Raw genomic sequence first — 25,436 nt, forward strand, 5'->3', positions numbered from 1 at the left:
CGATGAGCGTTTTGCCCGTGAAGGATCCCAGCCAGGCCCGTGCCGCCGCGGAACAGATTCCGTGGCCGCAGAAGAGCCCCGCTTCCTGCCCGATCAGCGCGGTGAAAACGCGGCTACGCAATGCCGGCCTGCGCCCGACCAGGCAGCGTATGGCGTTGGGCTGGCTGCTCTTCGCCAAGGGCGACCGCCATGTCAGCGCCGAGATGCTCTATGAGGAGGCGCTGCGCGCCCGCGAACCCCTCTCCCTCGCGACCGTCTACAACACGCTGCGGCAGTTCTCGGAAGCCGGCCTGCTTCGCCAGGTTTCGGTGTCCGGCCCCAAGACCTTCTTCGACACCAATGTGTCCGAGCATCACCACTTCTATAACGAGGACGACGAAACCGTCGTCGATATCCCGGGCTCGGAAATCCAGGTCTCCGGCCTTCCGGTCGCGCCTGAAGGCATGATGATCTCATCCGTGGAGGTCATTGTCCGTCTGCGCAACGCCGATGGCGCCGAAGTGGAGGCGCGGGTCGCAACTGGGGCTGGGCACCACGCGTGATCGTCTGCTCCTGTAACGTCCTGTCCTGCCGGCAGATCAAGGGAACCATTGCCCCCGATGGCACTGGACCGGTGACGGCTGGCGAAGCGTATGATTGCCTGGGCTGCAGCCCGGACTGCGGACGTTGCGCCCGGGCCGTCAGGGCCATCCTTGCCGAAGCCCGCGCGGCCTGCGCCAGCCAATGTCATTCCTGCGCCAGCCGCGACGTCGAATGCGCGGTGCATGTCTCCGTCACCCAGATGATGGACGGGCTGGCAATCGAGGAAGACACGATCGCAGCCTGACGCCCTGCGCGGCCTCGTCGATATTTCCTAACCCAAGCGCGACTTCTCCCTTTCATTCTCCGGATCGCAGCCATACATTAGGATCATTCTAATGTGTTGCGGGCCGAGGAGAGCTGCGATGAAGGGTGACAAGAAGGTCATCGAATATCTCAACAAGGGGCTCCGCTCGGAGCTGACCGCGATCAATCAGTACTGGCTGCACTACCGGATGCTCGATAATTGGGGGCTGAAGGAGATGGCCAAGACCTGGAAGAAGGAATCGATCGAGGAGATGGTCCATGCCGACCGCTTCGTCGACCGCATCCTCTTCCTCGAAGGTTTCCCCAATCTGCAGACGCTCGACGCGCTGCGCATCGGCGAGAACGTCAAGGAAGTGATCGAGTGCGATCTCAAGGCCGAGGTCGAGGCGCGCGCGCTCTATCAGGAGGCGGCCAAATATTGCCGCGAGGTCGGCGACTACCCGTCCGAGGACCTGTTCAAGGCGCTGATGAAGGATGAGGAAGGTCATATCGACTTCCTCGAGACCCAGCTCGACCTGATTGAGCGCATCGGCATCGAACTCTATACCCAGAAGCATGTCGGCGGGCTCGAAGGCGATCACTGATCCCGAAGCGATCTGACGCCACTCGCGAGCCGGACCTGCCCTGCAGGCCCGGCTTTTTCGTGCGGACGCGGCTGCTCGAAGCCGGGACAGGGCCATCCCGCCTTGACGACGTGGCAGAAAGCGACCTAATTCATAGGCTGATACCGACGTAGTTTGTAATGATTATCGTTCGATAGTGAAGTTCTATGGAAGATCAGCGCCGAACCTTGTCTGCTGTGAGCAGATTATCGACCTGGATCGCTGCGATGAGTTCCGTCCCACCATCTGATATTTCTGGAAAGACAGCGCCCCTTCCCGGACAATCGGACGTTCCGATCGTCGACGTCCGTCAACTGGTCGGCGCTGGTCGCGAGGTCATCCTGATGCATCTTGGCGAAGCCTATCGCCTGCGCGTGACCGCCCGCGATCGGCTCATCCTGACCAAATAGGTCCGCCGTCTCGCCAAGCCGTGCGCTCCGTGCCAGAGAGCCCGCAAAGCGACCTCGCGGAGGCAGGTGAATGGCAGCGAAGGTTGTATCGGTCGGGCGGGATGCGGGACATGCATTCAGCAAGCCCATCGGCGACAGCATCCGGCTCCTGACCGGCCTGGGCGTCGAGGGGGACGCTCATTGCGGCATCACCGTGAAGCACCGTTCCCGCGTCGCGGTCGACCCCTCGCAACCGAACCTGCGCCAGGTTCATCTGATCCATGCCGAGCTCTTCGACGAGCTGAAACTAGCCGGCTTCGACCTCGCGCCGGGCGACCTCGGCGAGAACGTCACCACCCTTGGCATCGACCTTCTGGCGCTGCCTGCCGGTGCCCGCCTTCAGCTCGGCGACAAGGCCAGCATCGAGATCACCGGCCTGCGCAACCCTTGCGCCCAGATCGAGGCGTTCCGCCCCGGCCTCCTCTCCGCGGTCCTCGGGCGCGATACTGAGGGTCGCCTCGTCCGTAAGTCCGGCGTCATGGCGATCGTGCTGGCCGGCGGCGAGATCCGCCCAGGCGATGCAATCGGCCTGACCCTGCCTGACCTGCCGCATCATGCGCTCGAGCGGGTCTAGAGCATTTTCGAGCGAACTGGACACCGGTTCGCGTGAAGAAAATGCGATAAAACAAAGAGCTAGAGCATTTCCGCGATTCGGAGAAACACGGAAATGCTCTAGCCGAGCGCTCGCAACCAGGACTATAGCATCGGCCCGAAAAGTGGATTGCGGTTTTCGGGGAACACAAAAGGTTAGATCATCGGACCGAATACGGTTTTCGGTCCGATGATCTAACTCGACCCTGAGCAGTCATTGCGTCAATCGAAGAGTGCAGTATGGGCAGCTCGCCAATGATCAGGCGTGCGCGCTGCCAATAGGCCATGACCGTCTTGCCCAGCGCGATAGGGTGAGCCATCCCAGCGCGCGACGCGGCCGCCAGCCTCGCTCAGGAACAACGCTCCGGGCAGATGATCCCATGGCAGCGTCCGCCAGAAGACGGCGAAATCACGATCGCCAGCGGCAATGGCCGGATACTCGGCCCCCGCGCAAAGCAGCGGAGGCACGATCAGGGGCACTCGGTCCAGGCGCGGCTCGATGGCCTCAAACACGTTAGGCGGCAGGAAACGAGTGGAAATCGAGCCCGTCCGCAATGTATCCGGCTTGCCATCGCCGACCACGGGCACTCCATTGATCTGGGCACCGCTTCCCAGTTCGGCGACATGAAGCTGATTCGACAACGGATCGAGCATCCAAGCTGCGACGGTCTCGCCTTCGCGTAGCAGTGCGAGCATGACCGAAAAAGGTCCTCGGCCGGAGACGAAATTTCCGGTGCCGTCGAGCGGGTCGATCAGCCAGACGGTGCCCTGATCGAGAGCGTCAGCCAATGCAGGGGTCCTTGTGCAGGCTTCCTCGCCCACGATCCTGGCGGACGGATCGAGCAGCAGCAATTGCTCGCCAATCAACCGTTCCGCATGGTGATCGGCAGCAGTGACGAGTTCCCCCGGCGACTTTTCTTCCACGTCGCGCGTGGTCAGATTGCGAAAGCGGGGCAAGATCGCCTCTGCAGCTGCCTCTCGCAGAATCCTCGATACTTTATCGATCAGACTCATCGTGATCTCGGCCCCCCGAACTCTCGCCTGAACCGCCAGCACCGGTCGCGAAACAAAAAGGCCCGCCGAACGGCGGGCCTGTCTTCAAATCGCATGAGAACGCGCGATCAGATGAAACTGACGTTCGCGGCTTCCGGGCCCTTCTTGCCGGCGCGGATCGAGAAGCGCACGCGCTGGCCGTCCATCGGCGGCTGCAGGCCGCTGCGGCTCAGCGAGCTGACATGCAGGAACACATCCGGCCCGCCATTGTCCGGCGCGATGAAGCCGAAGCCGCGGTCGGAGTTGAAAAACTTCACGGCACCGTCATAGGGCCCTTCCATCGGGGCGCTGTTGCGATCGCCGTATCCGCCACGATCACCGCGGTCGTAACCGCCGCCACCGTAACCACCGCCGCCGCCGCCGCCATAGCCGCCGCCACCAAAATCGTCACGCGGCGGGCGCGGCGAGAACGGGCGCGGAGCACGCTCGCCACGCGGGGCGGCGGGCGTCGCAGTCGAGGCGTCGATCTCGTGCACGGCCACGACCTGGAGACCGCGGCGGCCCTCGCCGAGATCGGCAACGATCGTCGCACCCGGCTGCAGATCCTGCGGATCGAGCGGGCCGATGGACGAGACATGCACGAAGACGTCGCCGGATCCGTCGGCAGGAGACGCGAATCCGAAGCCCTTCTCAGGGTCGAACCACTTGATCTTGGCTTCGATATTTTCGTGGGTGACGAAGGGAGCGGGAGCCGAGGGCTTACGACGATCGAACATGCGAGCTTCAAAAATCAGTGACCGGGAGGCGACAATCTAGCGCAAGCCGCGCCCGCCGTCATGGGGGGCGGAGCAGCTAAATTTTCGCCATCATTCGGCTTCGCTGCAGCGGATAGTTTGCACCTTTTTTGGCATCTCGCCAATCGCCGGAACGAACTGCCCGGTGGCGGGATCGAGCACCATCAGAACGCCTGTCGCGACGGCGAAATAGGCGCCGTGCAGCTTCAACCGGCCCTTCCCCTCGAGAATGCTGATGCAGGGGAAGGTTCGCAGATTGGCGAGCGATTGCTGGATCGAGGCCAGCGCCAGGCGCTCGACATAGCTTTCCAGTTCCTCGTTGCGGCCGCGGCCCCCACTGCGCTGCGCCGCCGGATTGATCAGCGTGATCCACTTTCCGATGAAGTCGCCGGGCGAAAGCGGCCCCTGCGCATCATCGGCAAAGGCCCGGATGCCGCCACAGCGGCCATGGCCCATCACCACGATATGCTCGACCTTCAGGGCCTGAACGCCATATTCGAGCGCGGCCGAGGTGCCGTGCATCTGGTCATCGGGCGAGAATGGCGGAACCAGATTGGCGACGTTGCGCACCACGAACATCTCGCCGGGGCGCGCATCGAAGATGGTTTCGGGCGCGACACGCGAGTCGCAGCAGCCGATCAGCATGATCTTGGGAGTCTGGCCGCTTTCGGCAAGCTCCTCATAGCGGCTCTTCTCACGCGAGAAGCGTTCGTCGAGGAAGGCGCGGTAGCCTTCCGTGAGCCGCTCAGGAAAAGACTGAGGTGTGTCCATTGCCCCTGTTCGGACAGGATGTGGCCGCTTTCGTCAAGAGATTTGTGCAGCGCGGGAGGAGCGAAGGCTCCCTAGTCCGAAGCGAGAAGCTGCTCCAGTCGCGCCGCAAGCACGCTCGCTTCGCCGGCGATCAGCAGGGTCTTGAGCCGCGCCGTGCTTCCCGCAGCCAGCGTCACCGCTGAACGGGAGACCGACAGGCTGCGCGCCAGCAGGGCGATCAGGGCCGCATTGGCCTCCCCTCGCTGGGCGCGGCCCGCACCCGTGCCTTGAGCACGGCACGGCCATCCGCGAGGACCTCGATGCCGTCGACCTCGTCGCGCCCGCCGCGCGGGGTCAGCCTGACGCTCAGCCGCAATCCCTCGGACGTCGCCGTCCAGGGCAGAGCCATCTCAGAACACGTTGGGGTATAGATAACGTTCGATCACGCGCTGGATGAAGAAGATGATCAGCAGCAGGATGATCGGCGAGATGTCGATGCCGCCGAGATTGGGCAGCATGTTCCGGATCGGCCTGAGCACAGGCTCGGTCACCCGGTAGAGGAAATCCCAGACCGAGGAGACGAACTGATTGCGGGTATTGACGACATTGAAGGCGATCAGCCAACTCAGAACCGCCGATATGATGAGGAGCCATGTGTAGATGTTCAGCGCGAGCATCACCACGTCGAGAACGGCACGCATCGACATTCCTCTTGTCGTCTTGGGCTGGTGACGCGGAAAGATTTCGCCATCGCCGAAAAACTCCCGGCGCAGGCGATTGACATTCACGCGACGCAAGGCCTAGAAGGCCAGCGCCTTGGGGCTGTAGCTCAGATGGGAGAGCGCTGCAATCGCACTGCAGAGGTCAGGGGTTCGAATCCCCTCAGCTCCACCAGGCCTTTCCTGGCGGAATTTGACTAGAAAGAACAACGCCTTGACGCAATCGCCGTCAAGGCGCGCATCCAACGGCGCATCAGTTCAGTACCGAGCTTTTATGCTGCCCTTTGCGGGCGAATGGATGACTGCCCTATTGCTTCATGGATCCGTCCCGTCGTCCTGACGCCGCTGACGAGATGACACTGGCGGGCCGCTGGCACAGAACGCTCCAGCTGAACCCGCTCCCACCAAATTCCCGAACCCAACACCAAGCGTTGTCACGCAGGAAACCGCTCGTCATCCGGATTGCCTGCCCGAAAGTTGCCACAAGTCCACATACCTTGGAAATTTGGGTGGGTTGAGCCCTTGGGTCAGATATGGTTGGCGTCCCCGTGAGCAGGTTCATCAGCTGATGGAGGCCGGATTGCGTTGGCAAACACGTGTTGTTGCAGCCGGTATCTCCCTGCTGTCTGCCGGGCTTGCAGGATGCACCGTCACCGAAATCACGTCCGCAGAGGCGGTGAAACCGCTCGCTTACTCCAGCGAAACGCCTTCCGACCCGAGTTCACCGGGGGCCGCGGCGCGCGCTTCGGGCGAACCCCTGCGACCGGCCTCGGAGCGCGCGGGCATCGACCGGCTCATTGAACACTACTCCGCGCATTACGAACTCCCTCCGGACTGGGTCCGTCGCACCATCAAGCGCGAGAGCAACTTTCGCCCGACCGCCCAGAAGGGTGGCCATTGGGGCCTGATGCAGATCAATCACGCGACGGCCCGTCGCCTGGGTTATGTCGGACCGGCGCAAGGTCTGCTCGATCCCGAGGTCAATCTCACCTACGGCCTCAAATATCTGCAGGGAGCGTGGCTCGTCGCCGATCGCGACCAGGCCCGTGCGGACCGCTTCTATCGGAGCGGGTACTATTATGACGCCAAGCGAAAGGGGCTTCTCGAAGCGACCGGTCTCGGCCGGGACCGTATGCGGTTACCCAAGTCTCGCTAAAGCATCGGCCCGAAAAGTGGATTGCGGTTTTCGGGGCAAAGCCGATGCCAACACAGAAGGCTGGATCATCGGGCCGGATACGATATCCGGTCCGATGATCCAGGTGGCCCACAAGATACCCCTGACTCGGTAGCGTCGTTTGGCCATGAGACTGAGGGGCCCTTGCCGGAGCATTATTGTGCCGTGAAGGCCGTGGGCATGTTTGAGATCGTTCTCGCGCGCTGAGAGACAGGTGCGACGGCAAAGCTTTTGGAACATCGGGTACGATCTCCCGTTCAGCACCGGTGACCAACGAGCGTGCCCCCTTTCTCGCGCTGCGTGGAATGAGCCGTGGCTGAGGAAAACCACTTCATGCGTCCGATCGCCACTCTCCCGCCCGCCCGGGGGACGCCCGCTCGGGCGATCGACGGTGGCCTTGGCAAGGTTGCCATTGGTGCCCTGATCGCAACCGCGCTCTATCTGGGGCGCGATGTCTTCGTTCCAATTGCTCTCGCGATCCTGTTCAGCTTTGTTCTCGCGCCGCTCGTCAAAGGGCTTCAGAAACTTCGGATCCCCCGTTCACTCGCTGTCATCACGGTCGTTCTCATCGCCTTCTCGGCGCTAGGCGCCTTGACGATGGCCATGGTGAGCCAAGCGACCCAACTCGCCGGAGACCTCCCGGTTTATCAGAGCACGATGCGGGAGAAGATTTCTTCGCTGCGGGGAGCCGGGCCAGGTAGCGGTGTCCTCTCGCGCGCGGCGGATGTCCTGCAGGATCTGGGCAGGGAACTCGATAGGCCAAAGGCGAAGGAAGCATCGCCCTTGGATCCCTCGGTGCGCTCCCCGGATGTGAGGCCATTCCCGGTCGAGGTTCACCAGCCGGAGCCAGGTGCGCTGGAGACGCTGCGAGCCTTTCTGACCCCTCTCATCCATCCGCTCACGACGACCGGAATCGTCCTGATCTTCGTCATATTCATTCTTCTGCAGCGCGAGGATCTGAGGAACAGGTTCATCCGGCTGACGGGGACCTCCGATCTTCAGAAAACCACGGCTGCATTCGACGACGCCGCTCGCCGCCTCAGCCGGCTGTTCCTGACCCAGTTGATTCTCAATGCCGGCTTCGGTCTCGTGATCGGCACGGGGCTCTGGATGATCGGCGTCCCGAGCGCCCTGCTTTGGGGCATTCTCTCGGCCATCCTTCGGTTCATTCCCTATCTCGGCGCCATCCTCTCCGCGATTTTCCCAATGGTGATCGCCGCATCCGTCGATCCAGGCTGGACCATGCTGGCCTGGACCGCCGCATTATTTCTGATCGCAGAGCCGGTCGCCGGCCATGTTGTCGAGCCGCTGATCTATGGCCGCTCGACGGGCCTTTCGCCCGTCGCAATCGTCGTTGCAGCCACGTTCTGGACGTGGTTGTGGGGGGCCATCGGCTTGGTCCTTGCAACTCCACTGACCGTTTGCCTCGTGGTCCTGGGCCGCCATGTTGAACGGCTTGAGTTTCTCGATGTCCTCCTGGGAGATCGGCCAGCGCTCTCTGCTCCCGAGATCTTCTATCAGCGTGTGCTTGCCGGGGATCCTGCAGAGGCAGCAGACAAGGCAGAAGAAGTTCTCAAGGAGCGTTCCCTCTCCGCATATTATGACGAAGTCGCACTGGAGGGCCTGCGGCTGGCAGCCAGCGACGCAGCGCGCGGCGTCCTCGATGCGACACGACAGACGCGGATCCTGGAAACGGTGCGCGAAGTGGTTGATGACCTCGCCGACCATGATGACCGCAAGCCTGCGGTCGGAGAAACGACCAACGACCCCGAGGCAGAAGCAGCAATCGAAGAAACCGACGAGGCCGAAGGATCAGCCGGCCTGCCGATTCTGGCGCCGCAGAACCTGGGTGACGCCTTCCGCGGCGAGGATCGGGTGGTTTGCGTCGCAGCCCAGTCGGAGCTCGATGAGGCTGCTGCCCTGATGCTGGCGCAGATCCTCAGCAAGCATGGGCTCCCTGCGCGCGTGCTGCCTGCAGACACGCTGTCTGCGAATAACCTCGCCGCGCTGGCGGCGGATCGACCCGCCCTGATCTGCCTGTGCTATCTCGACGGCACCAGTTCCGCTCATATGAGATACGCCATCAAGCGCCTTCGCCGCAGGCTGCCATCCACGATCATCATCCTTGGAAGCTTGGCGCCGGCGGCGGGTTCGGCAGCTCAACTCAAGACAGCAGTCCTCGCCGACGAGGTCGAAACGAGCCTTCGGGGCATGAGCAACGCCTGTTTGACGCATGCGATGCGCAACGCACCTTCCTCGCCAGAGAGCTGAGCGTGTCCGGCGTCGGAATGTCAGGAACCTGGCCCACCATGTCCGCCGGACATTCAAGCTAGGTCGGCGCTGCGCTATCGCACCGAGCGCTCTCCCTTATAGTCGTGGCGATCGTCCATCAGTGAGCAAAAACATGCGCGTCGCAATCGTTGGAGCTGGAGCGATCGGCGGGGTCGTCGCCTGGCACATGGCCCAGGCAGGACAGCGGCCGGTCATCATCGCACGCCCTCAGACTGCTGCTCTGCTCGCTGCCGAAGGCCTGACCCTTCGGTCTCCCACAGGGGCCGAAACGGTGGCCGTCCAGGTGGCTGCCGATGCGGTCTCAGTGGGCGTCCAGGATCTCGTTCTGGTCGGTTTCAAGGCCCATGACTGGGCGAGCGGTCTCGAGGCCGTCCGGCCGCTGATCGGGCCATCGACGATCGTGCTGCCCATGCTGAACGGCATTCCCTGGTGGTATCTGCAAGGGCTGGGAGCGCAGTTCGGCGATCGGAGACTGGCCGCGGTCGATGCGAGCGGTGCGATCGAGGCGTCCATTCCTGCCGGGCAAGTGCTTGGCTGCGTCGTCTATATCGGCGCGAACCGCCCCGCGCCGAACGTCATCTCCTGGAACGGCAGAAAGCGTCTTGTGATCGGCGAGCCATTGAAGCCGCATGGCAGCAGGCTCGCGGATGTCGGTGCCTTCTTGAGATCGGGCGGGGTCGATGCGGAACAGACGGAGGATATCCGGACTGAAGTCTGGCAAAAGCTGCTCGGCAACGCAGCTTATAATCCGCTTTCGGCCGTGACCGGGGCGACAGTCGACAAGATCGTCGGAGATCCTGGAGTCAGGGCGGTCGCAAAGTCGATCATGGCGGAATGCGTCGCGGTTGCCGCCGCGCTTGGAATCGAGAGCCTGCCAGAGCTCGAGGCACGCCTCGAACTGCCTCCAACGCTGATCGGCGTGAAGACCTCGATGCTGCAGGATATGGAAGCGGGCCGTCCGCTGGAGCTTGGCGCAATCGTGGGAGCTGTTGCGGAACTCGGTCGCAGGGCCGGCGTGCCCACTCCCCTGATCGAGTGCGTCGGCGCTTTGGCGGCAAATGCCTGGCAGCAGCGATGGGGGCAATGATCAGGGCGAAGCCAGGACATTATCCGCCTGTGATGATCTCGACCATGCGCGCTGCCAGGTGAGACAGCGGGCGGCTGCGGGCGGTCATCATGCATATCGTGATCGGGATGCGCGGCGTGATCCGCAATTGGACAAGGCCATCGAAACGTTGCGCTTCGAACAGCATGCTGTCGACGAGCGAGACATCGCCGTCCCGAGCCAGCAAATGCGCGACGGTGATGCTGTAGGGCGCTGTCATGAAAGGGGCGTAGTCCAGTCCGGCCTCTTCATGCGCCTTGGCGATCAGCCAGCCGAGCGGCGACGACTCCCGATCGAAGCAGAGCAGCCGGCGCCCCGCGAGTTCGGCAAGATCGACGCTGCCCTGCGCAGCCAGAGGATCATCCTTCCGGACCAGGGCAACGATCGAGCCTTCGGCCAACGGCGTCAAAGCAATATCATCGCTCACACGCGGCGAGAACATGAAGCCGATATCGGCTGTCCCGTTCGAAAGCTCCGCGACCGGATTGCCCATGATGAGCTCAGCCCGAGCATCGGGATGGGTCGCCAGCAACTTGCGCAGCGCGCCTGCAACCAGTCCCTGTCCGATGCTGGGTGTTGCGGCGATGCGCAGGGGCAAGGCGCGCCCGGAACGAAGATCTGCGACGGTGTTTCGCAGGTTGCTCCATTCGCTCTCGACCGCGCCGAGGCTGGCCATCAATTCCCTGGCTTCCGAACGGAGCACCAGCCTGCCATCGCGCCGCTCGAAGACCGGCACGCCAAGGCTTCTTTCACTCCTCGCCACGATCTTGCTGATGGCCGATTGGGTCAGGTTGAACGCGCGTGCGGCCTCGATCGTCGTGCCGAAGCGATGCACCGCAAGCAGGACGCCAGCCTGGGTCGGCGTGAGTTCGCTCACGGCGCGCGCTCCATCAGGCAGGCAAGCAGGACCTGCCCGGATTGCGAGAGGTGGGCGCCTTCCCGATGGTGCGCATAGGCGATGACGGCCGGACTCGCGCGCAGCGGCCGCACGACCAGTCCCTCGGTCAATCCGCTGCTGATCACGAAACCATCGACGATTGCGACGCCGCAGCGCTCGCGCACGAGATGGCAAGCTGAGTCGGTATGGCGAACGGTGATCGAGATCCGCGGTGCAAGGCCCGCTTTGGTAAGCGCCTGCTGGAAACTGTCGGCGCTGCTGAAACCATCTGGCCCATAGCTGATCAGTCGACGCCCATCGAGATCCTCAAGGCCGATCTCGTCGCGCGCAGCCAGTGGATCTGTCTGAAACAACACGCAAACAAGCGGACTTTCCTGCAGCGCGATATTCCGCAGCCCCTCGTCCGGCAACGGCCCGTAGGTGATCGCGAGATCGGCGTCTCCCGCCGCGAGATGGGCGGCGACATGATCGAACATGATCTCGACCGGGGCTGCATCACCGATGGCGCGTCGGGCTGCCGTGATCGCAGGCGGCAGGATGCTGTGGGCCAGTCCCGGCACCGTCACGACCCGGAGGCGGTCGACCATGCCCACCCGCATCATGTCGGCCTCATGACGCGCCCGCCTGAGCGCCGCGAAAGCCGGCTGGGCGCGCTGGGTCAGAGCCTGTGCCTCAGGCGTCGGCATCAAGCGGCCCTGCAAGGTCGTGACAAGGTTCACACCAAGTTCGAACTCGGCAAGCCTCAGCGCCTTGATGACGGCGGACTGGCTCATCTCCAGCCCTTGCGCCGCTTCCCCGGTGCCGCCGAGCCGGACGAAGGCGTCGAGCACCTGCAGTGATGAGAGCTTCATGCGACAACCCTATTCCATCCGGTTGAAGATCTTGCCGAATCTTTCATTAGCTAGACTAGGGGTCGCATGAAAGGATGACGGCCATCGTCGGCAAAGAACCGGCACCACAGGGGATCGCAATGACCAGATTTCGTTCGATGGTTTCGGCTGCCGCGCTTGCACTCGCCGTGATGACGCCGGTAATGGGCGATCTTGCTTCCCCAGCGCTTGCCAAGGGCGTTCTGAAGCTGGCGCAGACACAGGATCTCGTCTCGCTCGATCCGATCGCGACCAGCGACAATGCCTCGATCTTCGCGCAACTGCTGATTTTCGACACCCTGCTCCGCCCGAGCAAGGATGCGACCAAGCTTGAGCCCGGTCTCGCCGAGAGCTGGCAGGTCGGTGCCGACGGCACGACCTACACGTTCAAGCTGCGTGAGGCGAAATTCTCCGACGGCGCCCCGGTCACGTCCGGAGATGTGGCGTTCTCGCTGAAGCGGGCCGGCAGCGATGCGAGCAACTGGAAGCGCTTCTTCTCGGGCATCGAGACGATCGAGACGCCGGACGAGCGCACGGTGATCCTCAAGCTCAAGAAGACCTTCACGCCGCTTCTGAACAACCTGGCCTTGTTCTCTTCCGCCATCCTGCCGCAGAAGGCCTTCGAGGCGGCGCCCGACCGCTTCTTCGAGAAGCCGATCGGCTCGGGCCCCTTTACGGTTGCAGCATGGAACAAGGGCCAGGGCCTTTCGCTGAAGAAGAATGCATCCTACTGGCAGGCCGGCAAGCCCGACCTCGACGGCGCCGAACTCCTTGTCATTCCCGAAGGCAACAGCCGCGTCCTGAAACTGCAGGCTGGTGAGATCGACGTCGCTCTGGAAATCCCGCTCAACCAGTTGCAGAGCCTCAGCCGCTCGGGTGCGATCAAGACTGCTGTTGCCGATGTCCTGCGCAGCGACTTCGTGATGATGAACACGAAGAAGAAGCCTTTCGACGATGTCCGTGTTCGTCAGGCTCTGAACTATGCCGTCGACAAGGAAGGCCTGGTCAAGGCGCTGCTCTATGGAACCGGCAAGGTCGCGAATTCGCCGATGCCGCCCATGGCCTATGCCGATGCGACGCTGAAGCCCTATTCCCACGATGTCGCCAAGGCGAAGGCCTTGCTGAAGGAAGCCGGCTACGCGGACGGCTTCAAGACCTCGCTGCTGATCCACTCGGGGCGTCCGCTGCACCGCCAGCTCGGGCAGGCGATGCAAAGCGCCCTGGCCCAGGTCGGGGTGACGGCCGAGATCAAGTTGGTCGAGGGCGGCACGCATTGGTCGACAACCAAGGCGGGCGACTACGAGATGGCGGTTTCCTATGCGTCCAGCGACACGATCGATCCTGATCAGCTCGCCGGCTTCCTGATCGTCAATCCCGAGCGCGCCAACGCCTACCACACGGAATGGAAGAGCGAGCGGGTCAACGAACTCTACGAAAAGGAGCGCGTCACGGCCGATGGTCCGGAGCGCGGTGCGATGTTCAAGGAGATGATCAAGCTCGCCCATGAGGGCGCGCCGTCGGTCTTCCTGTTCTATCCCGGCACATCCTACGCCTATCGCAGCAATGTCGAAGGCTTCGAAGTGCTGCCGACCTCCAATTTCCGCCTGGAGGACGTCAAGCTGAAGTGAGGCGCCGGCGGCCCCTCGGGGCCGCCTCATCCTTCAGTCGCTCATCATGGTCAGTTACATCTTCAAACGGCTGTTCCAGCTGGTGCCGGTGCTGCTTGGCATCACGCTGGCCTGCTTCTTCCTGCTGCGCGCGCTGCCGGGGGATCCGGCAACGCTGCTGATCGGCGCGCGCGGCGGGCCCGAGGAGGTTGCGCTGCTGAAGCAGCGCCTCGGATTGGACCTGCCCCTGTGGCGGCAATATGGGCTGTTCCTCGGTGACATCCTATCAGGAACCCTCGGCCGTTCGGTGGTGCATGGCCGCACGGTCTCGGAACTCGTGCTTGAGCGCCTGCCGGCAACGCTGTGGCTCGTCGCCTATTCGACCGTCATTGCCGTCATCCTCACCGTTCCGCTTGCCCTGCTCTCCGCGATCGAGCGGGACAAGCCTGTCGATGTCCTGATCAAACTCGTCTTCACCATCCTACTCGCCATCCCCTCATTCTGGTTGGGGCTGGTCCTTGTCGTGATGCTGGCGATCTGGGTGCCGCTGTTCCCGACCTCCGGATACGGAGAGGGCTTTCTTTCGCGGCTGCATCATCTGACGCTTCCCGCCCTGGTGATTGCCCTCGCAACGGCATCGCTGACGATCCGTAGCCTGCGCAGCGGCATTCTGAACGTGCTCGGCTCGGATTATGTCACGACGGCCCGGGCTAAGGGGAATGACACCAACCGGACGATGCGCGTGCACGTCCTGCCGAATGCCCTGATCAGCTCGATCTCGGTGCTCGGCGCACATACGAGCTGGATCATCGGAGGCACGGTTGTGATCGAAACGGTCTTCGCCCTGCCGGGGCTCGGCTCGCTTTTCGTCGAATCGATTTTCGCCCGCGACTATCCGATGATCCAGGGGCTGACCATCGTCTTTGCCGTGCTCGTGGTGCTGATCAACCTGGCGACGGATATCGCCTACGCGCTGGCCGACCCGCGCATCAGGCTGGATTGAACCATGACGCGACTGCGCCGCCTCAATCCGACGCTGCTGATCGGCCTCGTGATGCTTGCCCTGCTGAGCCTGTTCGTCGGGCTGGGGCAGCTCTGGACACCGCATGATCCCTTCCGCATCGACTACGGCAACACGCTGCAGCCGCCTTCCCTCAGGCACTGGTTCGGCACGGACGATCTCGGGCGCGATGTCGCCTCGCGGGTGATGGCGGGCGGTCTCGTCGATCTGAGGGTGGCGCTGATCTGCGTCGCGGCGCCGGCCATGTTGGGCGCGGCGATTGGCGCGCTCTCGGGCTATATCGGTGGCCGCGTCGATACCGTGATCATGCGCATCACCGATATCTTCTGGGCCTTCCCTTTCCATGTCCTGGTGATCGCCATCGTCGGCGTGCTCGGCCCCGGGGAATTCAACCTCTATCTCGCCTTCCTGCTGGTGAACTGGATCTCGTTTGCCCGCATTGTCCGTGGCGAGCTGCTGGTGCTGCGCGAACTCGAATTCGTGCAGGCGGCGCGCAGCTTTGGCGGTTCCGACCGGCACATCGTTGCCAGGCATGTCCTGCCCAATGCCGTGACCCCGGCGATCGTCTATGCGATGGCGGATGTCGTCCTGACCATCCTGGCCGTGACTTCGCTCAGCTTCCTCGGCCTCGGTATCCAACCGCCAACGCCGGAATGGGGGCTGATGATCTCGGATGGCCGCGAGTTCCTGTTCGACGCCTGGTGGATCGCGACCTGCCCGGGCCTCGCCATCATCTATACCGGTGTGACCTTCGCCCTGATCGGCGAGGGGCTCGACACCGCCTTGCGCCCGAAGGGCTGACCTTTCCCCGCACGGCCGATGCCTGCGCCATGAGGACATCATGAGCTTCTTTCGCGACGATACAGACCTGCAGCGGATCGGCCGCGCCATCGAGGCCCATGCATCTACGATCTACTCCGCCCGTGGTGTCCCGTTGGACCAGTTCGCCTATGTCCTGCTGCGCCCGCAGCCTGGCGGCGAGCGCCCGCTTGGAGCAGCCCGCCATGCCGAATGGCCGAGCTATCCATGCTCGCTGGTCAAGGTCTTCCACCTCGTCGCGGCGCAGGCGGCCCTCACCGAGGAACGGCTGACCGAGCATGAGGAACTCGACCGCGCGATGCGCGACATGATCCTCTGGTCATCCAATTCAGCAACGAACTACATCATCGACCTGCTCACCGGCACAACCGGCGACACGCTGCTGCAGGGGGGGGCATTGGGCGACTGGCGCGAGCGCCGCCAGGCCATCAACCGCTTCTTCGCGGGATTGGACTGGCCCGAGTTGGCCGGCATTAATCTCGACCAGAAGCTGATGGATGATCTGCGCTACGGCCGCGAGAAGATCGGGCTCGACCTCTCTCCCATCGGCCATAACCGCCTGACGCCGATCGCGATGGCGCGCCTGATGTCCGAGATCTTCTATGGATCCTCGCTGTTGCCCGAGGCTCGCCTGAAATTGGTGCGCGACCACCTCATTCGCGACCAGGAGAGCCCCGACCGGGGCCGCGGCGCCTATCAGCTGCTCGGATATCTCGGCGGTGGCCTGCCGGAAGGTTCGCAGATCTGGTCGAAAGCCGGACGGACCCGCTGGCTGGGCGATGCACGCGCCGAATTTCGTCGGCACGACACGATGCGCGCCATCCTGCCCGGCGGAGAGGACTTCATCCTGACCGTCTTCACCCAGGGCGAAGCCATCGCAGAGGATGACTGCTTCCTGCCGGGCATTGGTCAACTGGTTGCGACCGAGCTAGCCAGGATCTGATCGGAATCTTGCCGTGCACGCCGACGACCGGCGGTCGAACGCAAGGGAGCGAAGGCGAGGCCCCTCGGCGAGGCTCAATTTCTGTAGAAGACCGAGATCGGCCGGGCTATATCAAGCGTTCCCTTTTCGTTCGCGAGACTTCGCCATGGCCCGGCGATCCGGCAGCGCCGACCTTCCCCTCCATCACGGCCGCGTGCCCGCCTGGCTCGGCCGGCGCATGACGCAGCTGGGCGCCGTCATCTGCGAGGCGATCATCCATCACTATGGCCGCGACGAGTTGCTGCGGCGGTTGGCGCATCCGTTCTGGTTCCAATCCTTCGGGGCGGTGATGGGAATGGACTGGCACTCGTCGGGCATCACCACCAGCGTGATCGGCGCGCTCAAGCGTGGACTGACCCCGCTGTCTCGCGAACTGGGCCTGCATGTCTGTGGCGGGCGGGGAAGCCATTCGCGCCAGACACCGGCCGAGCTCGAACGGATTGGAGCGAGGGTCGGGTTCGACGGACAGGCGCTCGCCACCGCGAGCCGGCTCGTCGCCAAGGTCGACAGCGCGGCCGTGCAGGACGGCTTCGACCTTTATCTTCATGGCTTCTTCGTCACGGATGAAGGCCATTGGGTCGTGGTGCAGCAGGGCATGAATGGCGATGGCGGCCTCGCCCGGCGCTATCACTGGCAGTCTGAAGGGCTGGGCAGTTTCGTCGAGGCGCCACATGCCGCCATCGACGGCAAGAGCCAAGGCAACATCATCAACCTGACCGACAGGCGCGCGGCCCTCTCCCGCAACGGCCAGATCGACCTGCTGCGCGACATCGGACCGTCGGGGATCGTACGGGAATTTGCGGCGCTGGAGCGCGACCGAGCGCCGCCGATCTTGCCCCCGGCCCAGCTTGCTCTGCCTCATCTTGTCATGCCGGCTCATCACGAGGTCAGACCCAAGGACGTCATCGCGCGACGGCTCCATGGCGCGCTCGCCGCAGCCGCAGACAGGGCGCCTGCCGATTTCTCGGAATTGCTGCTCGTGCCCGGTGTTGGCGCCCGCACGGTCCGTTCGCTTGCGATCGTGGCGGAAGTGATCCATGGCGCGCCGTGCCGGTTTGCCGATCCTGCGCGCTTCTCCCTCGCCCATGGCGGCAAGGACAGGCAGCCCTTCGCCGTGCCCACCAAGGTCTACGACCAGACGATCGCGGTGCTGAGATCCGCCATCGATCGGGCAACGCTCGGTCAGGACGACAAGCTCGCGGCCATCGCCAGGCTGGACCGGGAAAGCCGGCGCCTGGAGCGCGTCGTCTCCGGTCCGACGCTGGACGAGTATGTCACGGAGGAGAGACTGCGCTCCGCCGAGTATGGTGGCCGGAGTGTCTTCGGCTGGGAGCAGCCGGACGGTGAAGCGCCACCCGCGCCGCCCGCGAAGGCGAACCCGGCTTGACCTTCAGCCATGGCGCCAGCGCGTTGCCATCGGCATTTCCGCCGATGGGCGTCTGGCATGCTGCTGGGGCGGAGAACCGGACTGCTCGTCATTCGACCGTCCACTGGCAAATGCGAAACCCGCGCGAGCGCTGGCGCATGTCGAGATGGAGATGGTCCTTGTGGGAACTGTCGGCTCCCGGGCCGAGCACGGTGGCGAAGCGTTGGCAGGCGCTCTTTTGCACGGCGTCGCGCATTGAGCGGGACGCAGGCTCCTGACCCGCGAATGCCACGGTGCGGCCATCCTGCATCAGCAACCCGCCGACATCGAGAGCGTTGCCGCTCGCATGCTCACTGATCGGCGCGCCTGTATCGCGGTTTCGTGACCGGCAGGCATATCCGCCGACCCCCGTCAGCTTCGCAAGCCGGGCGTTCTCCCGCGTTGCCAGCGCAGCGAGATCGTCACGGACCCAGGCGAGAACCTCCAGCGCAAGAGAGCACCGCACGGCGATCGCGCTGTCCAGCTCGATCCTGGAACCGTCGGGCATGGTCAATCGCTGGAACGTCACCGGGTCCTCGATCGCGCATTCCCCTGTGCTTGCGCCGTTCTGCGAGGACAATACGACACCCCCGCTCTCCTCGAAGACCCTGATACAGGTCGATGGAACCGCCGGGCCACGCTGTTCCAACGAATTCCTGTCTGCAGTGGAGTCAGCTTGTGGGGGCAATCGGCTCGGCCGCGGCGGAGGCAGCGGCGCAAGCACGCGTGCTGGATCCGATTGCGACACGCCTGGCACTTTTGCCTGACGGTCACGCGCCAGCGCTCCGAAGCCGAGCATGAACAGAGAAAGGGCTAGCGCGATCCAGGCGAGGCCTCGCCGTCTCTGGCGACCTGACACCGCCTTAATCCAGGAAACGCACCGGCACACCCGGGCGCACGAGGTCGGCAAGCTCCTCCGCGTCCCAGTTCGTCAACCGCACACAGCCATGCGACGTCGTCTTGCTGACCTGCGCGGGTTCCGGCGTCCCGTGAATGCCGTATGTCGGCTCCGACAGTGCGATCCAGATGGTTCCAACCGGGCCATTGGGCCCGGGCGGAAGGACGAGGGTTTCATCATTCTTGCCCTGCTGGAAGTTCTTCTCGGGATCGTAGGTGTATCTCGGGTTCCTCGCGATGCGCTTGACCTTGTACTGCCCGGTCAGTGAGGGGGTGTCGGTGCTTCCGATCGTTGCCGGATAGCTGGCAAGGATGGTGTCACCATCGCCATGGACGACGACCATCCCCGTACTCTTCACGACATCGACCCGTTTGGCGGCTCCCTTCTGGAGCGAACGTTCGGCAGAAACGACGTAAATTCCGCGGCCGGCACCGGCGAAGCGCTGCCCGGGGTTAAGCGCCAGCAATAGCCGTTCGCTCATGTGAAAGCGTTCGCCGAGCATCTCCTGCGGGCTGGTATAGGCGAGCCGCTTCATCCTGGCCTGCTTGGCGTAATCGCGGGGAATGGCGTCGGCGAAGTCGTATTCCATGTCCTTGTCGGACAGCTTGTATTCGACCACGACATCCTGAACGGTATCGCCACCGAGACCGAGCCACGCGACCTCGTCCAGCTCATCGCCTTCGCCGAGTTTTTCCTGGCGCCGGAACTGCGCGATGGCCTTGCGGTAGTTCTCGCCATCGACGCCATCGATCACGCCCGGTGAGATGCTGCGCCGGCTGAGCAGGGCCTGCGCCTTCACGATGAAGGGATCGGGCCCGTTCGCTGCCTGGCGGGTTGCCCCAGCGAACGTCGCCGTGTTGATCTGATCGGCTGTGAGGGCCGAGGCGGGAGTCGCACTGAGCACGAGCACCACAGAGGCCATTGCGCGCAGATCGGTGAACTTCATCGATATGGGCTCCGATGAGGTCACACTCTATACGGCCGAAACGGCGACATGTTCCCAAGTCCTCCTCAGGCGCCGGGTCGGCTCGTCGGCATGACCAAGCCGCCATTCGGGTTGCCGGCATGGTTGGCAACCCGCCGGCCATCCGACGTCCGCCGGCATCGCGTAGGACGCACGGAGGACGCGGCTCCAGCCCGGGAACCTAACGGCTTCGTGATGCGATGTTTGGCAAGTTCCGCGTTGGATCAGCTTAAGTTCGTGGGGTCCGTCATTGGGACCTGTCATGAGATATCGCGCGCTTGCAGCACTTGCCCTTGCCGGGCTGTCCGTTTTGGCTCCTCTGGCTGTCCTGGAGCAAGCGCGTGCGCAGGAGACTGCGCCAGCGCAACGGGATCAGGGCCCAGGGGACGCGCAGGCAAATAGGCAGGAGTCTCGCCCTGCGACCGGCCAGGGCGTGGCCCTGCCGCAACCCTCCGTGACGCGCCACGAATTGATCCTGCCCGGTCGCACGCTGCGCTATACGGCGACAGCCGGGTCGTTGCCGGTCAGTGACCAGTCCGGGCGCAGGCTCGCCGACATCGCCTATGTCGCCTATGTGCTCGACCGCGACCTTGGCGCTTCCATTTCGACGCGCGCCGTCACGTTTGCCTTCAATGGTGGGCCGGGTGCCGCCTCGGCTTATCTCAATCTCGGCCTGATGGGTCCGAAACGGCTGCCCTTCGGCCGACAGGGCGACGCACCGTCCATGCCGCCCCTGGTCGTCGACAATGCCGACACCTGGCTCGACTTCACCGATCTCGTCTTCATCGACCCGGTGGGCACGGGTTTCAGCCGCTTCGCCTCCGGCAACGATGACGCGCGCGGGCTGCTCTGGTCGGTCGAGGGAGACTACAAGTCGCTCTCACGCATCATTGCCAACTGGCTGCGCCTGAACGACCGCCTTGCTTCGCCGAAATTCCTCGTCGGTGAGAGCTATGGCGGGTTCCGCGCACCCAAGATCGCCAGCGAATTGCAGACCGGCGACGGTGTCGGCGTCTCCGGCATCGTGATGCTCTCCCCGGTGCTCGACTTCACCTACCAGCGCGACGCCGGCAGTTCGCCGCTTCGCTGGGTGGTTTCACTCCCGGCGATGGCCGCGGTGAAGCTGGAGCGCGAAGGCAGGCTCTCGCGCCAGACGCTGGCAGAGGCCGAAAACTATGCTGCCGGCGACTATCTCGCCGATATCCTGAAGGGCCCGCGCGACCGCGACGCGACCAAACGACTGGCTGACCGGGTTGCAACGCTGACGGGGCTCGACCGGTCTCTGGTGGAACGCATGGGCGGCAAGGTCGATGCTGGCACCTTTCTGCGCGAGCTGGACCGCAGCAAGGGCCTGGTCGGCAGTCCCTATGACGGAACTGTCTCTGCCCTCGATCCCGATCCCGAAGCCGCACGCGGCAGGGCACCGGACGCCGTCCTGAGCGCGATCACCGCCCCCCTGACGAGCGCGATGCTCAGTCATTATGCGGGTGAACTGAATTGGCGGCCCGAAGGGCGCTATTTCCTGTTGAACGAAGAGGTCAACCGACGCTGGAGCTACGGCCAGGGTCGCGGCGACCGCGAAACCATGCGCGAGCTCCGCAATGTGCTCGCGCTCGACCCACGCCTCGCGGTCATCGTCGCACACGGGTTCACCGATCTCGTCACACCGTATTTCGAGACCAAGCTTCTCCTCGATCAACTGCCGGCCTTCGGCGATCCTGCGCGGGTGAAGCTACAGGTCTTTCCCGGCGGGCACATGTTCTATTCGCGAGACGCCTCGCGCGCGAATTTGCGCGAGGCGGTCCGCACCATGATCGAGGCCCGACAGGGATTGTGAGCGCTACCGCGGCCTCGCGCTGAAGCGTCGCCCCCGCCCTGAACGGGTGAGCGCGCCGCAACGTCCAGGATGGACCGATTCAGCCGTAAGGGCGCTGAATGGCAGCTCTGCAAGCGCGCATTTCTGCCGGCAAAGCCCGGAAACGGCGCGTGGCTCACGGCGTCGTGCCCGCGTTTTTGTCCCGGAAAGCGGCCTCTCCCGCGTCCGACACCTCCACCCACTTCTTGTCGGGCGCTGCATCGGCGACGTAGCTGTCGTGCCAGTTCCACCACTTATAGGTTGGCGTCTGAGGATAGCCCTCGGGCGAGTCCTCCCAGACCTCCTGCCGACCCAGCGGCGTGATGTCGAGATAGTTCCAGGTGTTCCCCATCTGCTCGTCGCCGCGGTTGTTGATGAAATAGGTGCGGAACACCCGGTCGCCGTCGCGGTAGAACACGTTCGTGCCGTGCCACTCATCCACGCCGAAGTCGGCGTCGAAGCTGTCCGTGAGGGTGAACCACGGCATCTCCCAGCCCATCCGCGCCTTCAGCCGTGCGATGTCCGCCTGCGGCGCACGCGAGGCGAAGACGAGGGTGGTGTCGCGGGCGTTCAGGTGGGCGAGATGGGCGACCTGGTCGGCCACCATGGAGCAGCCGCGGCAGGCGTGGTCGGGCCAGCCAAAAACGCCCGGCTCGAAGAACGCTCGATAGACGATCAGTTGGCGCCGACCGCCGAACAGGTCGAGCAGGCTGGCCTTGCCCGCGGGCCCCTCGAACGCATACGCCGTCGCCACGGCCATCCACGGCATGCGCCGGCGCTCGGCGGCCAGCGCGTCGCGGGCGTGGGTCTGGGCTTTTTCTTTCACGAGCAGTTGTTTACGGGCCTCCTCCCATGCCTGCGGCGACACGACCGGTGGTGTGTGCATGGCAGGTTGTCCGCCCTTCCGTCCGTTCTCGGCTGATTGTGTCATGGCCTTGGAAACCTCCCGGTAAGGGCGATCTCCCGCACCTTCAGGATGCGGCGCGGGTCCATTTGCCGCTCATCGCCCGCCATTGATCGTGAGAGAGTTTGGCACCGCAAATCGAATGGCGGGAGTAACAAACGTGGCGATATTCGGATGGAGGCGTTGATCGCAGGCACGGGGCCTGTGCTCGAAGCGGAGCGCCTTCTCCGATCTCCCCTTGCCCCTCGCAGGGCTCGCCGATCGGGTCCGACCGCTCGGACGTCGTTTGGGCGTCAAGCCAAACTCCTGGTCGCCATGAAGCCCAACGTGCGTGGAGGGCTCCGATCCGGCCGGACACGGATCGAATTAACGGCGAGCGGCCCTGACGGCGGCGAAGCGGTCATGAATCGTCATGCCGGCCAACATGGCTGCGACGAACAGCACGACCGGCAGGAACCCCATGGAAAGGGCGGCGACCGCCGGCCCCGGGCAGAAGCCGGCCATGCCCCAGCCGAGCCCGAACAGGGCGGAACCGAGAATGAGCCGCCGATCGACCTGCTCAGGAGACGGGATATGGAAACGGTCGTCGAGGACAGGCCGCTGCATCCGCCGCACCAGCGCCATCGCGCCGAGCGCAACGACAAGAGCGCCGCCGAGCACGAAGGCGAGGCTCGGGTCCCAATGACCGCTCCCGATATCGAGGAATCCAATGACGCGGGCCGGATCGAGCATGCCCGACCACGCAAGGCCGAAGCCGAACATGGCGCCGGCGACAAGCGCAACGAGCAGGCGTGGCAAGGGCTGTGTCATCCGACGAGCCTCATGAGCGTGGCCGCAGCGATTCCGGCCACCAGGAAGGTGACGGTCGCGGCAATCGAACGGCGGGAAAATCGCGCAAGCCCGAGGATGCCGTGGCCCGAGGTGCAGCCCGAGCCCATCCGCGTGCCGAAGCCGACCAGCAGCCCGGCGATCAAGATGACGGGCAAGGAGGCGACGATCGTAACCTGCGGCCAGCGGCCGAAGGCGATGGCGAACAGCACCGGGCCGGCCACGAGCCCGATCACGAAGGCGGCGTTGGCTGGCACCTGCGCGCCCTGCGCCAGCCGGCCAATGATGCCGCTGATGCCGGCGATGCGACCGTTGAGAAGCAGCAGCAGCGCCGCAGAGAGTCCGATCAGCATGCCGCCGAAAAGCGAGGGCCAGTAACTCATGATCGCAGGGCCTCCGGCTCGCAGAAGATGCCGTAGAGTGCTTCGATCAGTTGCGCCGCCTTGTCCGCCGTCAGGCGATAGAAGATCTGCTTGCCCTCCCGCCGCGTCTCGACGATTCCCGCCTCCCGCAGCACCGTGAGTTGTTGCGAGAGCGTCGGCTGGTGGATATCGAGCCGGCTTTCGAGCTCGCCGACCGCATATTCTCCCTCGGCAAGCATGCAGGCGAGCATCAGCCGTACCGGATGGGCCATCGTCTTGAGCAGTCCCGCGACCTCGTCCGCACGGGCCGCCATGTCGACTGGCTTCGCAGCCTCGCTCGCCAGGTTCACCAGACCGCACCTTCCAGCGCATCGAGCGGGATCCTGAGATAGCGCCGGCCATTATCTTCCGGCTCCGGCAGGCGCCCGCCCCGAATATTCACCTGCAGCGCGTGCAGGATCAGCTTGGGCATCGGCAAGGTCTTGTCGCGGGCCTCGCGCAGCGCGACATAGCCCGCCTCGTCCATCCCGGCGACATGCGGATTCGCTCGCTTCTGCTCTGCGACCGTGCTCTCCCAGCGCGGCTCGCGCCCATCCGGCCGATAGTCGTGGCCGGTGAAGAGCCGTGTCTCGTCGGGCATGGCCAGAATGCCCTGGATCGAGGCCCAGAGCGCTTTGGCGCTGCCGCCGGGGAAGTCGGTCCGGGCGCTGCCGGAATCCGGCATGAAGAGCGTGTCATGGATAAAGGCGGCATCGCCGATCACATAGGTGATCGAGGCCAGCGTATGGCCGGGCGAGAATAGGACATGGGCATCGATCGAACCGAGCTTGAAGCGGTCGCCATCGGCGAACAGCCGGTCCCATTGCGAGCCATCCGTCGGCAGCGCCGGCCAGTTGTAGAGGTTCTTCCAGAGCTTCTGCACTTCGACCACAGGCGCACCGATACCAGTCGGCGCCCCGGTCTTCTGCTTCAGATAATGCGCGGCTGAGAAATGGTCGGCATGCGGATGGGTGTCGAGAATCCACGCAACTGTCAGCCCCTGCTCCGCGACATGCGACAGGATCGCATCGGCGCTCGCCGTGCTGGTCGACCCGGATTTCTCGTCATAGTCGAGCACCGGGTCGATGATCGCACAGCTCTTCGTCGCCGGATCGGAGACGACATACTGGATGCTGCCGCTGCGCGGCTCGTAGAAGCCTTTGACCTCGGGCCGGGCAGGCACCGCTCGCGCCGCGAGCCAGGCCTGTGCACCCTTGAGGTCGAAGCCGAGGCGCTCCCCGAATGCCCGGACATCCGCCGCCTCGAGGCGGCCGTCGAGAACCTCGCCCAGCGCGTGCAGCGTCAACGCGCGAGTTCCTGATTTACAATGAGCGAAGACCGGGCCGGGCGCCGATGCGAGCGCCGTCTGGAATGCCCGCACATCGGCCTCGGTGATGGTCGCGCCGGTGACCGGAATATGCGCATAGCCAATCCCGGCTTCAGCCGCAGCGGAGGCCTCGGCCTCGGTGCCCGGCTGCCCGGCCTCCTCACCATCGGGCCGGTTGTTGACGACTGTCGCGAAGCCATCGCCGGCGAATTGCGCAAACTGGGCAAGCGAAGGCTGGCCACCGATGGTGAGCCTGTCGCTGATCCTGACGGTCGGCATGGCGGCGTTCCTTTCGCGGGCCTTCAATATACAATATCATATAATGTATATTGAAGGCCCGCAA

At 64.1% G+C, this 25,436-nt stretch carries 27 protein-coding genes, 1 tRNA gene and 1 pseudogene; 15 read left to right on the forward strand and 14 right to left on the reverse strand.

Annotation, left to right across the window (positions count from 1 at the left end):
• Positions 1–2: 2 nt before the first annotated feature.
• The 5 genes from irrA to FG93_RS28865 all read left to right on the forward strand — a co-directional run bounded on the left by irrA (position 3) and on the right by FG93_RS28865 (position 2,471).
• Positions 3–542: an iron response transcriptional regulator IrrA gene (gene irrA / locus FG93_RS28845; RefSeq protein WP_052514332.1), complete on the forward strand. Its 540-nt coding sequence runs from the start codon at positions 3–5 to the stop codon at positions 540–542.
• Positions 539–826, forward strand: a complete 288-nt coding sequence (locus tag FG93_RS28850; RefSeq protein ID WP_043241883.1) for a bacterioferritin-associated ferredoxin — start codon at positions 539–541, stop codon at positions 824–826. The genes irrA and FG93_RS28850 overlap by 4 nt, the downstream gene beginning before the upstream one ends.
• A 118-nt stretch (positions 827–944) precedes the next feature.
• Positions 945–1,430, forward strand: coding sequence for a bacterioferritin (gene bfr / locus FG93_RS28855; RefSeq protein WP_043241885.1), 486 nt, complete (start codon positions 945–947; stop codon positions 1,428–1,430).
• 185 nt (positions 1,431–1,615) lie between these two features.
• The gene (gene hemP / locus FG93_RS28860; RefSeq protein ID WP_244448763.1) at positions 1,616–1,858 is read left to right on the forward strand and encodes a hemin uptake protein HemP; all 243 of its coding nucleotides are present in this window, start codon (positions 1,616–1,618) and stop codon (positions 1,856–1,858) included.
• 70 nt (positions 1,859–1,928) lie between these two features.
• Complete coding sequence (locus tag FG93_RS28865; RefSeq protein ID WP_043241889.1) at positions 1,929–2,471, forward strand: MOSC domain-containing protein; 543 nt, start codon at positions 1,929–1,931, stop codon at positions 2,469–2,471.
• Positions 2,472–2,710: 239 nt separating this feature from the next.
• Here FG93_RS28865 and FG93_RS28870 read toward each other — a convergent pair whose 3' ends face one another.
• The 5 genes and pseudogenes from FG93_RS28870 to FG93_RS28890 all read right to left on the reverse strand — a co-directional run bounded on the left by FG93_RS28870 (position 2,711) and on the right by FG93_RS28890 (position 5,726).
• Positions 2,711–3,502 (reverse strand): inositol monophosphatase family protein, encoded by a 792-nt coding sequence (locus FG93_RS28870; protein WP_043241891.1) that lies wholly within the window; start codon positions 3,500–3,502, stop codon positions 2,711–2,713.
• Between the two features lie 107 nt (positions 3,503–3,609).
• Complete coding sequence (locus FG93_RS33925; protein ID WP_043241893.1) at positions 3,610–4,257, reverse strand: cold-shock protein; 648 nt, start codon at positions 4,255–4,257, stop codon at positions 3,610–3,612.
• Between the two features lie 90 nt (positions 4,258–4,347).
• Positions 4,348–5,046: a carbonic anhydrase gene (locus FG93_RS28880; RefSeq protein ID WP_043241897.1), complete on the reverse strand. Its 699-nt coding sequence runs from the start codon at positions 5,044–5,046 to the stop codon at positions 4,348–4,350.
• Positions 5,047–5,117: 71 nt separating this feature from the next.
• A pseudogene (locus FG93_RS28885) lies at positions 5,118–5,434 on the reverse strand (DUF167 family protein).
• 1 nt (position 5,435) lies between these two features.
• Positions 5,436–5,726, reverse strand: coding sequence for a YggT family protein (locus FG93_RS28890; RefSeq protein ID WP_043242023.1), 291 nt, complete (start codon positions 5,724–5,726; stop codon positions 5,436–5,438).
• A 117-nt stretch (positions 5,727–5,843) separates the two neighbouring features.
• Between FG93_RS28890 and FG93_RS28895 the strand changes: the two genes are divergently transcribed.
• The 4 genes from FG93_RS28895 to FG93_RS28910 all read left to right on the forward strand — a co-directional run bounded on the left by FG93_RS28895 (position 5,844) and on the right by FG93_RS28910 (position 10,297).
• Positions 5,844–5,919 (forward strand) — tRNA-Ala (locus tag FG93_RS28895).
• Positions 5,920–6,324: 405 nt separating this feature from the next.
• A complete protein-coding gene (locus FG93_RS31540; RefSeq protein WP_244448764.1) occupies positions 6,325–6,900 on the forward strand; it encodes a lytic transglycosylase domain-containing protein in 576 nt (191 codons plus the stop codon).
• A 351-nt stretch (positions 6,901–7,251) separates the two neighbouring features.
• A complete protein-coding gene (locus FG93_RS28905) occupies positions 7,252–9,189 on the forward strand; it encodes an AI-2E family transporter (protein ID WP_052514335.1) in 1,938 nt (645 codons plus the stop codon).
• A 133-nt stretch (positions 9,190–9,322) separates the two neighbouring features.
• Positions 9,323–10,297 carry a ketopantoate reductase family protein gene (locus FG93_RS28910; protein WP_043241899.1) on the forward strand — a complete coding sequence of 325 codons (975 nt, stop codon included), beginning with the start codon at positions 9,323–9,325 and terminating at the stop codon, positions 10,295–10,297.
• A 19-nt stretch (positions 10,298–10,316) separates the two neighbouring features.
• Here the strand turns inward: FG93_RS28910 and FG93_RS28915 are convergent, their stop codons facing one another.
• Both FG93_RS28915 and FG93_RS28920 read right to left on the reverse strand, forming a co-directional pair.
• On the reverse strand, positions 10,317–11,192 hold the full coding sequence (locus tag FG93_RS28915; protein ID WP_043241900.1) for a LysR family transcriptional regulator: 876 nt from the start codon (positions 11,190–11,192) through the stop codon (positions 10,317–10,319).
• Positions 11,189–12,064: a LysR family transcriptional regulator gene (locus FG93_RS28920; protein WP_043241902.1), complete on the reverse strand. Its 876-nt coding sequence runs from the start codon at positions 12,062–12,064 to the stop codon at positions 11,189–11,191. Before FG93_RS28920 ends, FG93_RS28915 begins: the two co-directional genes overlap by 4 nt.
• Positions 12,065–12,183: 119 nt before the next feature.
• Here FG93_RS28920 and FG93_RS28925 point away from each other — a divergent pair, with 119 nt between their 5' ends.
• From FG93_RS28925 to FG93_RS28945, 5 genes are all read left to right on the forward strand, one after another.
• The gene (locus tag FG93_RS28925; RefSeq protein ID WP_043242027.1) at positions 12,184–13,710 is read left to right on the forward strand and encodes an ABC transporter substrate-binding protein; all 1,527 of its coding nucleotides are present in this window, start codon (positions 12,184–12,186) and stop codon (positions 13,708–13,710) included.
• A gap of 46 nt (positions 13,711–13,756) precedes the next feature.
• On the forward strand, positions 13,757–14,692 hold the full coding sequence (locus FG93_RS28930; RefSeq protein ID WP_043241904.1) for an ABC transporter permease: 936 nt from the start codon (positions 13,757–13,759) through the stop codon (positions 14,690–14,692).
• A gap of 3 nt (positions 14,693–14,695) precedes the next feature.
• Positions 14,696–15,511, forward strand: a complete 816-nt coding sequence (locus FG93_RS28935; protein WP_043241906.1) for an ABC transporter permease — start codon at positions 14,696–14,698, stop codon at positions 15,509–15,511.
• 40 nt (positions 15,512–15,551) lie between these two features.
• Positions 15,552–16,472 (forward strand): serine hydrolase, encoded by a 921-nt coding sequence (locus tag FG93_RS28940; RefSeq protein ID WP_043241908.1) that lies wholly within the window; start codon positions 15,552–15,554, stop codon positions 16,470–16,472.
• Positions 16,473–16,617: 145 nt separating this feature from the next.
• Complete coding sequence (locus FG93_RS28945; RefSeq protein ID WP_043241910.1) at positions 16,618–17,898, forward strand: DUF763 domain-containing protein; 1,281 nt, start codon at positions 16,618–16,620, stop codon at positions 17,896–17,898.
• An 88-nt stretch (positions 17,899–17,986) separates the two neighbouring features.
• On the opposite strand, the gene FG93_RS32135 is transcribed toward FG93_RS28945, so the two are convergent.
• Positions 17,987–18,565: an extensin family protein gene (locus tag FG93_RS32135; protein WP_161783907.1), complete on the reverse strand. Its 579-nt coding sequence runs from the start codon at positions 18,563–18,565 to the stop codon at positions 17,987–17,989.
• A gap of 214 nt (positions 18,566–18,779) precedes the next feature.
• The gene (locus tag FG93_RS28955) at positions 18,780–19,760 is read right to left on the reverse strand and encodes a L,D-transpeptidase (RefSeq protein WP_043241912.1); all 981 of its coding nucleotides are present in this window, start codon (positions 19,758–19,760) and stop codon (positions 18,780–18,782) included.
• Between the two features lie 472 nt (positions 19,761–20,232).
• On the opposite strand from FG93_RS28955, the gene FG93_RS28960 reads away from it, so the two are divergent.
• Positions 20,233–21,615 (forward strand): S10 family peptidase, encoded by a 1,383-nt coding sequence (locus FG93_RS28960; RefSeq protein ID WP_244448765.1) that lies wholly within the window; start codon positions 20,233–20,235, stop codon positions 21,613–21,615.
• Positions 21,616–21,769: 154 nt separating this feature from the next.
• Here FG93_RS28960 and FG93_RS28965 read toward each other — a convergent pair whose 3' ends face one another.
• From FG93_RS28965 to blh, 5 genes are all read right to left on the reverse strand, one after another.
• Positions 21,770–22,564, reverse strand: a complete 795-nt coding sequence (locus FG93_RS28965; RefSeq protein WP_052514337.1) for a thioredoxin family protein — start codon at positions 22,562–22,564, stop codon at positions 21,770–21,772.
• 339 nt (positions 22,565–22,903) lie between these two features.
• The gene (locus tag FG93_RS28970; protein WP_043241917.1) at positions 22,904–23,347 is read right to left on the reverse strand and encodes a YeeE/YedE family protein; all 444 of its coding nucleotides are present in this window, start codon (positions 23,345–23,347) and stop codon (positions 22,904–22,906) included.
• On the reverse strand, positions 23,344–23,748 hold the full coding sequence (locus tag FG93_RS28975; protein ID WP_043241919.1) for a YeeE/YedE family protein: 405 nt from the start codon (positions 23,746–23,748) through the stop codon (positions 23,344–23,346). Before FG93_RS28975 ends, FG93_RS28970 begins: the two co-directional genes overlap by 4 nt.
• Positions 23,745–24,041 (reverse strand): sulfite-sensing transcriptional repressor BigR, encoded by a 297-nt coding sequence (bigR, locus tag FG93_RS28980; RefSeq protein WP_052514351.1) that lies wholly within the window; start codon positions 24,039–24,041, stop codon positions 23,745–23,747. The genes FG93_RS28975 and bigR overlap by 4 nt, the downstream gene beginning before the upstream one ends.
• Before the next feature lie 32 nt (positions 24,042–24,073).
• Positions 24,074–25,372: a bifunctional sulfur transferase/dioxygenase Blh gene (blh, locus tag FG93_RS28985; RefSeq protein WP_043242033.1), complete on the reverse strand. Its 1,299-nt coding sequence runs from the start codon at positions 25,370–25,372 to the stop codon at positions 24,074–24,076.
• Between the last annotated feature and the right edge of the window lie 64 nt (positions 25,373–25,436).

Origin of the sequence: Allobosea sp. LC85 (genome assembly GCF_000735605.1) — a bacterium.
GTDB lineage: Bacteria > Pseudomonadota > Alphaproteobacteria > Rhizobiales > Beijerinckiaceae > Allobosea.